The 13,516-nt window shown below is 40.3% G+C and carries 12 protein-coding genes, 3 tRNA genes and 1 rRNA gene; 5 read left to right on the top strand and 11 right to left on the bottom strand.

The genetic code is table 11. From position 1 onward, the window contains the following. The first annotated feature begins 166 nt into the window (after window positions 1-166). A complete protein-coding gene (locus QL998_RS13510; RefSeq protein ID WP_024605629.1) occupies window positions 167-871 on the top strand; it encodes a response regulator transcription factor in 705 nt (234 codons plus the stop codon). Here the strand turns inward: QL998_RS13510 and QL998_RS13505 are convergent. The 7 genes from QL998_RS13505 to nudE form a co-directional block, all read right to left on the bottom strand. Next, window positions 868-2,379, bottom strand: coding sequence for a YifB family Mg chelatase-like AAA ATPase (locus tag QL998_RS13505; RefSeq protein WP_002957914.1), 1,512 nt, complete (start codon window positions 2,377-2,379; stop codon window positions 868-870). The two genes, QL998_RS13510 and QL998_RS13505, sit on opposite strands and share 4 nt — an antisense overlap. A gap of 34 nt (window positions 2,380-2,413) precedes the next feature. Then, a complete protein-coding gene (locus QL998_RS13500) occupies window positions 2,414-3,028 on the bottom strand; it encodes a trimeric intracellular cation channel family protein (RefSeq protein WP_002957915.1) in 615 nt (204 codons plus the stop codon). Between the two features lie 383 nt (window positions 3,029-3,411). Beyond that, window positions 3,412-3,488: transfer RNA gene (locus QL998_RS13495), tRNA-Met, on the bottom strand. Window positions 3,489-3,549: 61 nt separating this feature from the next. Beyond that, a tRNA-Met gene (locus QL998_RS13490) sits at window positions 3,550-3,626 on the bottom strand. A 161-nt stretch (window positions 3,627-3,787) separates the two neighbouring features. Continuing rightward, window positions 3,788-3,864 (bottom strand) — tRNA-Met (locus QL998_RS13485). Between the two features lie 136 nt (window positions 3,865-4,000). Further along, complete coding sequence (cysQ, locus tag QL998_RS13480; RefSeq protein WP_290192877.1) at window positions 4,001-4,804, bottom strand: 3'(2'),5'-bisphosphate nucleotidase CysQ; 804 nt, start codon at window positions 4,802-4,804, stop codon at window positions 4,001-4,003. Further along, entirely contained in the window at window positions 4,797-5,369 is a 573-nt protein-coding gene (nudE, locus tag QL998_RS13475; protein ID WP_290192876.1) for an ADP compounds hydrolase NudE, read from the bottom strand. Before nudE ends, cysQ begins: the two co-directional genes overlap by 8 nt. Before the next feature lie 61 nt (window positions 5,370-5,430). On the opposite strand from nudE, the gene yrfG reads away from it, so the two are divergent. Next, window positions 5,431-6,078 carry a GMP/IMP nucleotidase gene (gene yrfG / locus QL998_RS13470; protein WP_007378908.1) on the top strand — a complete coding sequence of 216 codons (648 nt, stop codon included), beginning with the start codon at window positions 5,431-5,433 and terminating at the stop codon, window positions 6,076-6,078. A gap of 15 nt (window positions 6,079-6,093) precedes the next feature. Here yrfG and QL998_RS13465 read toward each other — a convergent pair whose 3' ends face one another. From QL998_RS13465 to QL998_RS13455, 3 genes are all read right to left on the bottom strand, one after another. Further along, window positions 6,094-6,717, bottom strand: a complete 624-nt coding sequence (locus QL998_RS13465) for a dUTP diphosphatase (RefSeq protein WP_024605632.1) — start codon at window positions 6,715-6,717, stop codon at window positions 6,094-6,096. Window positions 6,718-6,822: 105 nt separating this feature from the next. Beyond that, complete coding sequence (locus tag QL998_RS13460) at window positions 6,823-7,191, bottom strand: YacL family protein (protein ID WP_024592461.1); 369 nt, start codon at window positions 7,189-7,191, stop codon at window positions 6,823-6,825. 116 nt (window positions 7,192-7,307) lie between these two features. Continuing rightward, entirely contained in the window at window positions 7,308-7,532 is a 225-nt protein-coding gene (locus tag QL998_RS13455) for a hypothetical protein (protein WP_002963009.1), read from the bottom strand. Window positions 7,533-7,835: 303 nt separating this feature from the next. Here QL998_RS13455 and uvrD point away from each other — a divergent pair, with 303 nt between their 5' ends. The 3 genes from uvrD (at window position 7,836) to QL998_RS13440 (ending at window position 12,999) form a co-directional block, all read left to right on the top strand. Then, window positions 7,836-10,001: a DNA helicase II gene (gene uvrD, locus QL998_RS13450; RefSeq protein WP_024605633.1), complete on the top strand. Its 2,166-nt coding sequence runs from the start codon at window positions 7,836-7,838 to the stop codon at window positions 9,999-10,001. After that, window positions 9,979-12,048 (top strand): GNAT family N-acetyltransferase, encoded by a 2,070-nt coding sequence (locus tag QL998_RS13445; RefSeq protein ID WP_024605634.1) that lies wholly within the window; start codon window positions 9,979-9,981, stop codon window positions 12,046-12,048. Before uvrD ends, QL998_RS13445 begins: the two co-directional genes overlap by 23 nt. A gap of 102 nt (window positions 12,049-12,150) precedes the next feature. Beyond that, window positions 12,151-12,999 carry a chemotaxis protein gene (locus tag QL998_RS13440; RefSeq protein WP_290192875.1) on the top strand — a complete coding sequence of 283 codons (849 nt, stop codon included), beginning with the start codon at window positions 12,151-12,153 and terminating at the stop codon, window positions 12,997-12,999. Window positions 13,000-13,176: 177 nt separating this feature from the next. On the opposite strand, the gene rrf is transcribed toward QL998_RS13440, so the two are convergent. Beyond that, a 5S ribosomal RNA gene (gene rrf / locus QL998_RS13435) occupies window positions 13,177-13,291 on the bottom strand. Between the last annotated feature and the right edge of the window lie 225 nt (window positions 13,292-13,516).

The following is a 13,516-nucleotide window of genomic DNA, read 5'->3' as shown; positions in this document are numbered from 1 at the left end:
TAATTATTTAGCACCTTTTAATTAGTCTAAAGGTGCTAACCTCATCCTCTAATAACGTCTTATACACCTTTGAAATATTAAGTTACTTAAAACTAATAAACCCCCTTCTCAGCATTTACCTATTGGTGCTACCATACAGAGCTATAAGCATTCAAAATAAAGTACTATGGCTATTAATGTTTTATTGGTTGAAGACGATGAACTACTCGTTAAACGCATCAAAAATCACTTTGCAGATACCGAATTTACAATAGAGGTAGACCCCACTGGCGCTGATGCACTTAATATTGTAAGGCAGCGGGTAAACCTGCGCGGTGCTATATCATTAGCCATAATTGACATTGTCTTACCAAAGCGCGACGGGCTTCAGCTCGCAAAAGAATTAAACACACTGACCGATATTGGCGTTATTGTATTATCGAGTCGTGACTCCCAAGCCGATCGTATTGCAGGCCTTGCACAAGGTGCTGATGACTATATTTGTAAGCCCGTCGATTTACTTGAGTTAGAGCTTCGCATGCGCGCGCTCTATAAGCGTGTTGCCGTTAACCTAGAAGACGACGAAAGCGAAGAGTTTATAGAATATGCTGACTTTAAGCTTCATCCCGATAACCGCACATTAATTACTGCTGCGGGCGTTGAGTCACGCTTAACTGAAGCCGAACATAAAGTGCTTATTTGCTTAATTAGTAATGCAGGTAAAGCCACATCCCGTGAAAAAATATCAGAAGAAATAGGCCAGCCCGATTGGAGCCCAAACGATCGTACTGTTGATGTGCTTATTGGTCGTTTACGTAAAAAATTAAATGACGAAAAAGATCAAAAACGCATCGTTACCGTACGCGGTAAAGGCTATATGCTTTCTATTTAATACTTAGTTAATTGCGCAATAAGGCGCTCAAATGCGCGGTAATTAAGTGCTTCTTTAAGCTCATTTAAACTAATGTTTTCAGCGCCTTTTAAATCACTAATAGTCCGCGCCACCTTAATTACTCTATGGTAAGAGCGTGGCGATAAAGACAACTTCTCGCTTGCTCTAGCTAAAAATTGCAACTCTGCAGGCGCAAGTTCACAGTGCACACTCATTTCTTTATTATTAAGTCTCGCATTAACCTTACCTTGGCGTTTTAGCTGTACATAATAAGCAGCCTCAACTCTTGCTCTAACCTCAGCACTGGTTTCCTCTGGTTTGGTACTTTGTAGCTCAACACTCGTTAAACGAGGTAGTTCTATTTGCAAATCAATACGGTCAATAAAAGGCCCCGACACGCGTGATAAATAACGCATAACTTGATCGGGAGTTGCCCGCTTATCAGTATGGCTCCCCGTTGGGCTTGGGTTTAATGCTGTAATAAGCTGAAACTGCGCTGGGAACTCCATTTGCCTAGCTGCACGTGAAATAGTAACCGTACCGGTCTCCATTGGTTCACGCAGTGAATCAAGCACCTTACGCTCGAATTCCGGTAACTCATCTAAGAAAAGCACACCGTTATGTGCCAGCGAAATTTCACCAGGCTTGGGATTTGAAGAGCCCCCCACCAAAGCAACCGCTGAGCACGTATGATGCGGATTACGAAATGGTCGCTGTCGCCAATTAGTTAAATCTATAGATTGCCCAATAATAGAGTAAAGCGCAGCTGTTGAAATAGCTTCATCGTCCGACATAGTGGGCATTATAGTAGCCATTCGCTGGGCCAGCATTGATTTACCAGTACCAGGAGGGCCTAAAAATAGTAAATTATGCCCGCCAGCTGCAGCAATTTCGAGTACTCGCTTGGCACCAGGCTGACCTTTCACATCGCTTAAATCGAGTAAAAAATCAGGGGCTTGAGTGCAGTCGGGGTACTCTATATTTAATGGCAAGGGTTGTTGATTAAGTAGGTCGCCCCATACTTCTTGAATAGAGCTTACGGCTTTGCGTTTAACGCCATTAACTAAGCTTGCTAGGCTGTCGTTTGCAAGAGGTAAAAAGCAGCAACGATCTTGCTCTTTTGCAGCAAGTACCGAAGGTAAAATAGCGTTTACACCACGCACCTCACCATTAAGAGCAAGCTCACCATAAAACTCGTACTTATGAATATCAGGACACACTATTTGCCCAGAGGCGACTAAAATACCCACCGCAATAGCCAGATCAAACCGCCCACCATCTTTTGGTAAGTCGGCTGGGGCTAAATTTACGGTTATTCGTTGATCGGGAAAACCAAATTGTGAGTTTTCGAGTGCGCTACGCACCCTGTCTTTCGACTCTTTAACAGACGCTTCGGGCAGACCTACAATATGAAAAGCAGGTAAACCATTTCCTAGGTGAACTTCTACAATAACTTCAGGGGCATTTATGCCCACTTGAGCACGAGAAAATATACGAGCTAACGACATTCCTTATCCTAGTAAATGGTGTGATTACACCAGTTTAGTCAGGATATTTAAAAACGTGTAATGTGATTTGCCATTTTATAGCGGCTAAACGAAGTAATAAGGTCATTAACATGCCTAATACCATCGCCATTTCGGTTGCTAACGAAAAACTAATGCCAAGCGTATAAACAGTACCACCCGCTATACAGGTAATAGCGTAAAGCTCACCCTTTAATAGCATAGGGATCTCGCGTGCAAGCACATCTCGAATTAATCCACCAAAGCAGCCTGTAATTACAGCCATAATTACCGCAGTCATATCGGGCATACCAACAAGCTGTGCTTTTTGCGCCCCCATTACTGCAAAAAAAGCTAACCCGAACGCATCCGCTGTTTGTAAAATATAATGAGGTATCGGCTTTTGTTTATTTATAAGGCGTGTTGTAACAAATACTGAAGCGAGTATGGCAAAAAAGTAACTTTGATCGTGTAACCAAAACACAGGAACATCTAAAATTAGATCTCGCACTGTACCACCACCAATAGCAGTTACTGTCGCTAAAACTACGACCCCAAAGCCATCCATTTTTTTCTCGTACGCTAGCAAAGTGCCTGATACAGCAAACACCGCAATGCCTATTAAATCAAACCAGTGGTAAAGTTCAGTCATATTTGTAACAACCTAAAAATATTTGTGTCGTTTTAACACAAACCAAACAAGGTTTTAAGTAATAACGATTTATTTTAAGAAGTTTATAACATTTTAAAGTGTATCTCAGGGGGCGGGAGCTTGCGCTTATGAGAAGTGAATGCCTCATGCAGTGAAGATGATCTTTAACCTATAAGCTAAATCACCACACTCACCAAATTTTAGACATAAAAAACACGCTTTAAGCGTGCCGTTTCATTCTTATTTATCTCAGTGGTTGCGGGAGCCTGAACTTATAAAAAGTGAACCGACGACCTTCGGGTTATGAGCCACAATATACACACCAAATTTTAGACATAAAAAAACACGCTTTAAGCGTGTCGTTTCATTCTTATTTATTTCAGTGGTTGCGGGAGCCGGATTTGAACCGACGACCTTCGGGTTATGAGCCCGACGAGCTACCAGACTGCTCCATCCCGCGCCTGAAATTTGTATGCTTTTTAAAGTTGCCTACATTACAACTTGGCTTCCAATTAAAGAATTGGTTGCGGGAGCCGGATTTGAACCGACGACCTTCGGGTTATGAGCCCGACGAGCTACCAGACTGCTCCATCCCGCGCCTGTATATTTTAAGTCTATCGACTACTTTATTTTATCTCTTAAGCTAGAGTTTACAGTAACCAAATCTTATAAAAAATTTGTTGCGAGAGTTGTGAAGGTGAAGAGTGAACCAACGACCTTTTAAAACTACCTATTGCACCAAATTTCAATAAAAAACATTGGTTGCGGGAGCCGGATTTGAACCGACGACCTTCGGGTTATGAGCCCGACGAGCTACCAGACTGCTCCATCCCGCGCCTGTAATTTCTTTAAAACATTTTCGTAATATTTACGAGCCTGCCTTGAAGAGAGCGCTACTATATAGGAATAAACATTTAATGCAAGGCCTAAACTAATTAAAGTTGTTCAACCGAACAAAAAGCAATCAAATTGCTATTCTGCGCTCAACCTTTGATGCGGATTAATCATTTTTTGCCATTCCCAGTCTGGATGCCCCATCACTATAAAGTCAGGGTTCTCAGTACTCTCGCGTTGGTTGTACGTTAGCGGGTTAAATTCTGCATCGGTAATACAACCACCGGCTTCTTCAACAATAACTTGTGAAGCACCTGTATCCCACTCTCCCGTTGGACCAATTCTTAAAAAACAATCTGCTTTGCCTTCTGCAACAGTACAAGCTTTTAATGAGCACGAGCCAATAGCAATAGTTGTAAACTGACTATTTAAATACTGACTCACCGCTTCTATTTTTTGGCGGCGGCTCACTGCAAGCGTCAAGCTCTCTGGCGGCGCTACAGATATTTGCTTATCAATTGAGTTTTCACGTTTAAAGGCACCATTTTTAGCTGTAGCAAAATAGGTCACACCTTTTGCAGGCCAATGAATAACCCCGAGCACTGGGTGATTATTTTCAATCAATGCAATATTTACTGCAAAGTCGCCACTTTCTAAAATAAACTCGCCTGTGCCATCCATCGGATCGAGTAACCAATAACGCTGCCAATTTTGTCTGTCGACCAGTGCTGGGATGGGTGTTTCTTCCGACATAATAGGAATATCGGGCGCTAAGACTTTTAATCCAGCAACCAGTACATCATTTGCCGCTAAATCAGCTTTGGTAACCGGCGTGTTATCTGATTTCTCCTGTTGGCCAATATCGCCTTTTTTATAAATGGCCATAATTGCATCGCCAGCACGCTCAGCTAATTCAATGCACGGTTCAATTAGTTTATTCATCGCCAGCTCCTATCGCTAAATACTTATCTAATAATAGCAAAGCTGCAACACTGCGTGCTTCGGTAAAATCTTCTTGGTCTAATAATGACTGCCACTGAGTTAATGGCCACTTAACAACAACAAGCGGCTCTGGTTCGTCGCCAATAAGGGTTTGTGGGTATAATTGTTTAGCAAATAAAATGTGCATAGTGGCATTAAAGTAACTCGGCGCCATTGTTACTGTTCTTAATGGTTTAAAATACTCAGCACCAAAGCCAATTTCTTCTTTAAGCTCTCTGTTAGCAGCTTGCTCTGGGGTTTCGCCCGGATCGATTAAGCCTTTAGGAAAACCTAACTGGTAATCGTTTGTGCCCGCACAGTATTCACGTACAAGTAGTAATTCGTTGTCTGCACTTAACGGAACAATCATCACTGCTCCCCGGCCACCGCCGCGAATTCGCTCATACTGGCGCTCTTCGTTATTAGAAAACTTTAGCTCTAAAGACTCCACAGTAAACAGGCGGCTTTTAGCGACAACATTGTTACTGAGGATTTGTGGTGGTGTTGGGTGCTTTTTCTGTGTCATTGGCGTTAATTTGCTATCATGGCAGTTAGTTCAATAATAAACCTTATAAGTTGAAATTCCTATGTTAAATTGGTCAAAAATCGATACCGTTTTGCTCGACATGGATGGAACATTACTCGATTTACATTACGACAGTCATTTTTGGCTTAACGTTATCCCTGCGCAACACGCATTAGCAAGAGGCATTAGCCTAGATGCAGCTAAAGCAGATATTTTAAAACGCTATCAAGCTGTGAGCGGTCAAATACAGTGGTATTGTTTAGATTATTGGGAGCAGCAATTAAGCTTGCCTATAATGGAGCTTAAACGAGAGTCTCAGCATTTAATTAAAATGCGCGAAGACGTACCTCATTTTTTAACTGAGCTTAAAAAAGCAGGCAAAGAGTTAATTTTACTTACCAACGCCCACCCTGAGAGTGTCATGCTTAAATTTGAGCATACAGCGATTGATAACTACCTAGATGGTGTAGTGTCTACTCATGAATATGGAGTAAGTAAAGAGCAACAAAGTTTGTGGCACCAAGTACAAAAAGACTTAGGGTTTAATAAGCAGCGCACTTTGTTTGTAGATGACAGTGTGCCGGTATTAAATGCCGCACGAGAATACGGCATCGAGCACTTACTTGCAGTTGCTAACCCAGATAGCCAACAACCACATAACGAAATAGCCGATTACCTAAGTGTTACCGACTATCGTAAGATTATCTAACTCAACTTACGTGACTTAAATTTTTGGGTAACGCGCTTCTAGCCCTTGATATACTAATTTTGCAAAATCTGCATGTTCGGTATCAAGGCTTTTAACAACGTCTACTAAATGCTCGTTATCTTCTTGGCCGCCCCACACTTTTATGTAACTGCCATCTTTATAGCCATGATCTTGACGGAAGAAGTTTAAGGTGTTTTTACCCACATAACCTCGGTATAAATCGTCAATATTCATACCTATTTGCGCCATACAGCCGGCAAAGGCACCTGCATTAAACGTTTTATCAGCAACAGCAGACGCCGCCAATATCTCTAGTGTTTGTTTAAAGTCATCAGCTTGTTGAGCATTGCTAAGCTCAGTTTCAAGTTGCTTTGCTAAGTCTTCGTAGCTAATTTCACCGTCAATTCTAAGCGATAGACCAAAATGAAAAATATCAACCAACTCTAAAATAACTTGTTCAGTATCTGGTGTTTGTTTTTTCCACCATTTCCAACCATGATGATCCAACATTTCAGCACACTCAACCCAAATAGCGCGGTACCATTCAAACCCTTGAGTAAACCATTGCTCATGTACTTTAGTATTCATGGCGTTTTGCATTTCTAGCATCACTACTAGCTTGTTTAAATTGGCAGACATATCAGTTCCTGTCGTTTTGATTGGCGTAATGTTCGTTGGTGTAATAATACAGATAAAATGCTGATTGTGCATTGCTGTATATTTTTATTAGTGTGCTAGTTATGTTTATCGTGACGTCGTAAACTCATGCCATGAATCAATTAAATCAATGAAATCTTCAAAGCCACAACCACTACTTAAACCATTTTCTTCAAGCGCTAAATCGTCATCTTGATACGCTATTAGATCTTCGCTATCTTGATGAAGCGCATGGGCTTCAAATAATGCTTCGTCTTTCGTTAATATTAAATCTATTTCTTGGCCTTTTAGCGTTAGCGGCTCATAGCTTGAACTCACCGATGCAATAAGCGCTTGCACCATGGCTACTTTGTCTTTGCCTATTTCTTCGTTTAGCCAGCGACCAATAATAGCGTGTTCACTGCTTATTTTAATACGTAGCCCACTAATAGGGTCGCGAATAAATTGATATTCCATAGGGTTTGCCTGTAAATCTTTAATTGCGTAATTATATACGTAAACGCCCGTAAACCACAGGACATATAAAGTAAAATAGCGCCACATGGGCGCTATTTTACTCAACTTGAAAACCGTTAACTTCGCGATCTATAACGCGCTGCGTCAATAATCGACCACAAGTAAATAATAGGCACAAGTACAAAGCCTACAAGCACATAAATTAGTGCGTAACTTATTATAATAGCGAGTGCAAAAAATATAGCCGCTAAAATACGCCCTTGCACTAACTGCCCTAAACCAGGAAAAAATATATTACATAATGCTGCGATTACGTTACCGCCAGAACCTTGATCTGCCATACTAACCTCTGTATTTATTTGATTTTATAATTATTTACTTACACACTCTATGCCAATTTATTAAAGCTTACAAATCAAATAGTTAAATTAGTCTAGATTTAGAGAGTTAGTAAAAATTGCTAACTTTAGGTCAAATTAGCAATTTTTGTTATGTGTTTGCACTTTTCTATTCGCTCAATTAATTAGCAAGTTACTCGTTTTGAACACTATTTTATAAATAGCTGTTTATAAAAACAGTATTTTATTTAGCCTAACAAAAACACCTGTTATACTGGCCACAATATTGATTAAAAAGGCGTAACGATGGACGTTTCACAATTACTCGATGGCTTAAATGACAAACAACGCGATGCCGTTGCAGCCCCACTACAAAACATGCTGGTATTAGCAGGTGCTGGGTCTGGTAAAACACGAGTGTTAGTTCATCGTATTGCTTGGCTAATGCAAGTTGAGCAAGCCTCAGCGTATAGTATTTTTGCGGTTACCTTTACTAATAAAGCAGCTAAAGAAATGCGTACTCGCGTTGAAGAGACGCTAAAAGCGCCGGTTGGTGGTATGTGGATTGGTACTTTCCATGGTTTATCGCACCGTATTTTACGCGCGCACCACCGTGAAGCAAAATTACCCGAAGCATTTCAAATCTTAGACTCAGACGATCAGCTACGTATGATCAAACGTTTATTAAAATCGATGAATATCGATGATAAAAAATGGCCTGCTAAACAATTTGGCTGGTACATTAGCGCTAAAAAAGATGAAGCACTTCGCCCTAAAGATATTCAAGCCTACGATATTAACGAGCAAATGATGCTGCGTGTTTATGCCGCCTATCAAGAGGCCTGTGATAGAGCGGGCCTAGTTGATTTTGCTGAAATATTACTACGCAGCTACGAAGTGTTAAAAAATAACCCTACGTTACTGCGTCATTATCAGCAACGCTTTGCACATATGCTCGTAGACGAGTTCCAAGATACAAATACCATTCAATATGCTTGGTTAAAGTTACTTGCTGGCGATACTAACAGCATTATGATTGTAGGCGACGATGACCAAAGCATTTATGGTTGGCGTGGTGCTAAAATCGAAAACATTAAACGTTTTTTAACTGACTTTAGCGCTGAAACCATTCGTCTTGAACAAAACTACCGTTCAACCGCGACTATTTTGAAAGCGTCCAACGCATTAATTCAAAATAACTCAGAACGTATGGGTAAAAGCTTGTGGACCGACGGTAACGATGGCGAGCCAATCTCTATTTATGCAGCATTTAATGAGTTAGACGAAGCACGCTTTGTAAGTAGCAAACTACGCAGCTGGTTAAATGCAGGTAATGCTCTGCAAGATGCCGCAATTTTATACCGTAGTAACGCGCAATCTCGTGTACTTGAGGAAGCCATGCTGCAAGAAGGCTTAAAATACCGTATTTATGGTGGTATGCGATTCTTCGAACGACAAGAAATTAAAGATGCGTTGTCGTACTTACGTCTAGTGGGTAATCGTCAAGACGATGCCGCGTTTGAACGTGTAATTAATACGCCAGCACGCGGTATTGGTGATAAAACATTGAGCCATATACGTGATTGTGCACGAGCAGAATCATTACCGCTTTGGTATGCCGCAAAAGCAATTGTAGAACAACAGCATTTATCTGGTCGTGCTTCTGGTGCAGTAAGTAAGTTTGTAGAACTAGTTGAACAAATAGAAGATAAAATTAGCGATCTAACTTTGCATGAGCAAGCCAAGTACACAATTCAAACCTCAGGCTTGATGGCAATGTACCAAGCTGAAAAAGGTGAAAAAGGCCGTGCTCGCGTAGAAAACTTAGAAGAGCTAATTAGCGCATGTGACCAGTACGAACTTCCTGAAGACGAAGAATACAGCTCGCCTTTACAAGGCTTTTTAGCACATACATCACTTGAGTCAGGTGAAGGGCAGGCAGAAGAACACGAAGACGCTGTTCAAATGATGACGCTTCACTCGGCTAAAGGATTAGAGTTTCCGTTAGTGTTTATGGTGGGCGTAGAAGAAGGCATGTTCCCTTCTCAGCAAAGTAACGAAGAGTCTGGTCGTTTGGAAGAAGAGCGCCGCCTTTGTTATGTAGGCATGACACGAGCAATGGATAAGTTATACATTAGCCATGCTGAGAGTCGCCGTTTATACGGGCAAGAAAAATACCATAGCCCATCACGCTTTTTACGCGAAATACCTGAGGACTGCGTTGAAGAAATTCGTATTAAAACACAGGTTTCTCGCCCGCCTGCCGCCGGGCGTTTTAGCGCATCAGTTAGCCATGCCGCATTTGAAGACAGTGGCTTTAACTTAGGGCAACGAGTTTTGCATGCTAAGTTTGGTGTTGGTACCGTACTTAATTACGAAGGCAGTGGCGCGCAATCTCGCGTACAAGTTAACTTTGACGACCTTGGCAGTAAATGGTTAGTAACGGCCTATGCACGATTACAAGCTGTATAAAGCTCACCTAAATGAGTTAGAACAACAACTAGCTGGCGCGTATCATCGTCAGCTAGTGTTGATTACGGGCAGCCCTGCTTGGTGTTATGAATTACTTAACTCATTAATAGATGAAAACAATACACTTGTTGTATCAAAGCAGTGCGCGATTAAAAATTCGTACTGGCCTACTCGCACTCACCAAATTTTAGGGCAAGAATTTGCTCATGCTGTTTACGATGGTTTTAGTGGTTTACACCCTGATAAACTTGCAGCACTTACCGGCACCGTTAAAGCAGGCGGTATACTGTTTTTATTACTGCCCGAATTAAATGATTTAGCCTCTTGGCAAGACCCCTCATTAAGTACAGTGCAATCACACGGTCAGAGTATTGACTACAGTTTATTTAATCAACGTTTCGCGGCTATTATTAAGCAATTACCCGCTTTTCATTTTAGTGAAAAAAATGGCTGTATTAGTAATCTCGTCAGCTCTGTTACGCATAATAAAATTGATTATGTACCACAGCAAAACTGCGTTGAACAAATAGTAAAAGTAGCTAATGGTCGTGCCAACAGGCCTTTACTCATTAATGCTGATAGAGGTAGAGGCAAGTCGGCAGCACTTGGCTTAGCAGCCGCAAAATTAGCTGATAAAAAAGTAATTATTTGCAGCACTCAGTTTAAAGCGACCCATAGTAGCTTTAAACATTTAGCCAACGAGTTAGACCTGCAATACAACGCTGAACATAAACAGCTCGCCAACTTGCACTACGTTGCACCTGACGCGTTATTAAATGCATTACCTGAGTGCGATTTATTACTCATTGATGAAGCTGCCGCGATCCCTGTACCGTTATTGCTAAAAATGCTAGCTCATTACCCTCGTATAGTCTTTGCAAGTACACTGGTTGGGTATGAGGGCAATGGTAGGGGTTATACCATTCGCTTTAGTAACTATATAAAAGCGCACTATAAAGCCTCTAAAGTTGTAACGCTTGATGAGCCACTGCGTTTTGCTAAACACGATCCCCTCGAGAAGCACATTCGCACCTTGCTTGCACTCGGTGCACAATATAAAGAGTTAAGTAGTGAGCAATTAGAGCAGCCAGTTCATAGCGAAATAACTCAGCAATCCCTTGTAAACAATGAGCCTTTACTGCAACAAGTTATTGCCCTGCTTGCATTGGCTCACTATCAAAGTAGTGTAAACGATTTACGCCAACTACTAGACGCACCATCGCAACGAATATTCATCAGCAAAATTAACAATCAATTAGTTGGTGTATGTTTAATCGCAATAGAAGGTGGTTTAAGTGAAGAACTTGCCCTACAGGTTATAAGCGGAGAGCGCCGCCCACAGGGTCATTTAATGGCTCAAACCCTCTCACAACTTAGTTTTAGTAATGACTACTTAACACAGTTGAGCGCTCGCGTTGTACGAATAGCGATTGATCCGAGTTCTCACAATATGGGTTTTGGTAAAAAGCTACTTAGCTATTGCGAGTCGCAAGTAAAAAGCCAATGTAGTTGGTTTGGTGCAAGCTTTGGCGCAACAGCGCAGCTACTTAACTTTTGGCAAAAACAAGGGTTTGATACCGTAAAACTGGGTTATCAACGCGATAAAAGCACAGCTGAACATTCAGTGCTTGTGGTTAAATGCTTAAGCAACAAAGATGCAATTATCCAACCTCTAAAAAAGCAGTTTAAAAACGATTTTTTTTATGCTCTTTTAACACATTTTAAAACACTAGATTGGCAACTTGTAAGTATTTTAATTGAAGGATTTAGCGATGAGTTAGTAAGCCCCGAGACTCGCGAACGATTAGCCTTGCTCGTAAACAGTAACTTCACTCAATTTAATATCTCTGCGACTCTCTGGCAGGTAGTGAATCAGTCTCCTTCTTGTATGTCTCAATTAACAGAGTCTGATAAACAACTTTTAATAAAGTTAGTGCTGCAAAATGAATGTAATGAAAAAGTGATTCAACACTTAGGTTTATTAGGAAAAAAGCAGCTTGAGAATCAATTTAAACGTGCCATAAAAAACCTCACTAGTGCCATCTAATAACTCCTAGTTACCTATCTCTATTAAATCTTATCCATCTTTAAGCTATTTATTTAATTTGTTCTATCCTTAAAGCATTAACAGGTAAATTAAGATAAAGGCATGGAATTAATAAACTTTAAAGTGGGCTGCAAAACAATTTCACTTAAAATACTCGATATTTTATTAACAGAGCGCTTTGACAATAATCTAACAACTTTACCCAACAATAATAAAAGCTTTATTGGTGTTAAAGATTATATGGACATACCAACGCCTGTGTTTGATTTAGGTATTATTTTAAATAATATCTCAACCGAACAAAGTAATGCGCATGTACTAAAACAACTAAGAACATGGCAAGAAATACTATTAAACTGGTTCAATACCCTTCAAAGTAACTTGCTAAATAGCTCGGCTTCTATTTCAAGCAATGATGCAGAACTACAAGATTTTGTTCTGTTTTACAAAGAGTTCAACACCGATAATGAAGACTTAAAACTAACAATGTCTCGACTTAACGAACCTTTCCAATCATTGCTAGAAACGGTAAAAGAAGCTATATCAGCTCATAATCAAAGCGATTATAAACAAGTATCAGCTCTGCTCGAAAAAATTAAGCGTAGTAACCTAATTCAGCTAGAGCGTTTATTCGAATCAGCTAAAGAGCAAATAACCTTAGACTATAAACCTATTATTGTTTTTACCACTAAAGACGGCTTAAACCCACACGTAGGGTTATTGGTAGATAAAGTCGAAGATAATATCGACTATAAAAAAGAAGACATTAAACCACTAGATAAGCTCACTGAGGTTGGTTTTGATCTAGACCCACAAACTAAAAATATGATGCGAGGATTAATCAAGCTTTCACAAAAGCACAGTGTATTAATTGATCTAAGCGTAATATTTAAACCAACACAACTAGAAGAATCTGAAAGTGAAGAAACTCAAGCTTACGGACTATTTTAAATAGTCTTTAGATTTGGTTATAAACTTTAGTACTGAAGTAATGAACTATTCAGTTCGACTTGTACATTTAGATAAATTGGAGAGAAATCGAGTGCGTAATGTTAGTTACTCATATTTCACTTTTTTGCAGACGTAAAAAAGCCCGAATCGTTAGATTCGGGCTTTCTACAATTTGAAGCCTGGTAATGTCCTACTTTCACATAGCAAATGCTACACTATCATCGGCGCTGTTTCGTTTCACTACTGAGTTCGGCATGGAGTCAGGTGGGTCCAAAACGCTATTGTCACCAAGCAAATTAGGTGCAAAGAATTAATGACAAGCACGTAGTGCTACCATTTTCTTTGCGCAAGGTGCCTCAACTTTAACGCTACGCGCTAAGAGTCACCTCATGAATTTGGAAAATATCTGATAATATTTTTTAAGTCTTTCTAAGTAATATCTACTTTAGTTATATTAACTTCTTCGCTTGTTTCACTATCACATAAAACGCGTTTGGCGTTGTATGGTTAAGCCTCA

It is taken from the genome of Pseudoalteromonas sp. APC 3691, from assembly GCF_030408135.1.
Lineage (GTDB): Bacteria > Pseudomonadota > Gammaproteobacteria > Enterobacterales > Alteromonadaceae > Pseudoalteromonas.
This window is presented reverse-complemented; position numbering and strand designations above follow the sequence as displayed.

What these genes read in the sequence shown, in the direction of transcription:
- uvrD (WP_024605633.1), top strand. Translation starts at nt 7,836, where the DNA reads ATGGACGTTTCACAATTACTCGATGGCTTAAATGACAAACAACGCGAT.
- QL998_RS13455 (WP_002963009.1), bottom strand. Translation starts at nt 7,532, where the DNA reads ATGGCAGATCAAGGTTCTGGCGGTAACGTAATCGCAGCATTATGTAAT.
- QL998_RS13465 (WP_024605632.1), bottom strand. Translation starts at nt 6,717, where the DNA reads ATGTCTGCCAATTTAAACAAGCTAGTAGTGATGCTAGAAATGCAAAAC.
- QL998_RS13505 (WP_002957914.1), bottom strand. Translation starts at nt 2,379, where the DNA reads ATGTCGTTAGCTCGTATATTTTCTCGTGCTCAAGTGGGCATAAATGCC.
- nudE (WP_290192876.1), bottom strand. Translation starts at nt 5,369, where the DNA reads ATGACACAGAAAAAGCACCCAACACCACCACAAATCCTCAGTAACAAT.
- QL998_RS13445 (WP_024605634.1), top strand. Translation starts at nt 9,979, where the DNA reads ATGCACGATTACAAGCTGTATAAAGCTCACCTAAATGAGTTAGAACAA.
- cysQ (WP_290192877.1), bottom strand. Translation starts at nt 4,804, where the DNA reads ATGAATAAACTAATTGAACCGTGCATTGAATTAGCTGAGCGTGCTGGC.
- QL998_RS13510 (WP_024605629.1), top strand. Translation starts at nt 167, where the DNA reads ATGGCTATTAATGTTTTATTGGTTGAAGACGATGAACTACTCGTTAAA.
- QL998_RS13460 (WP_024592461.1), bottom strand. Translation starts at nt 7,191, where the DNA reads ATGGAATATCAATTTATTCGCGACCCTATTAGTGGGCTACGTATTAAA.
- QL998_RS13440 (WP_290192875.1), top strand. Translation starts at nt 12,151, where the DNA reads ATGGAATTAATAAACTTTAAAGTGGGCTGCAAAACAATTTCACTTAAA.
- QL998_RS13500 (WP_002957915.1), bottom strand. Translation starts at nt 3,028, where the DNA reads ATGACTGAACTTTACCACTGGTTTGATTTAATAGGCATTGCGGTGTTT.
- yrfG (WP_007378908.1), top strand. Translation starts at nt 5,431, where the DNA reads ATGTTAAATTGGTCAAAAATCGATACCGTTTTGCTCGACATGGATGGA.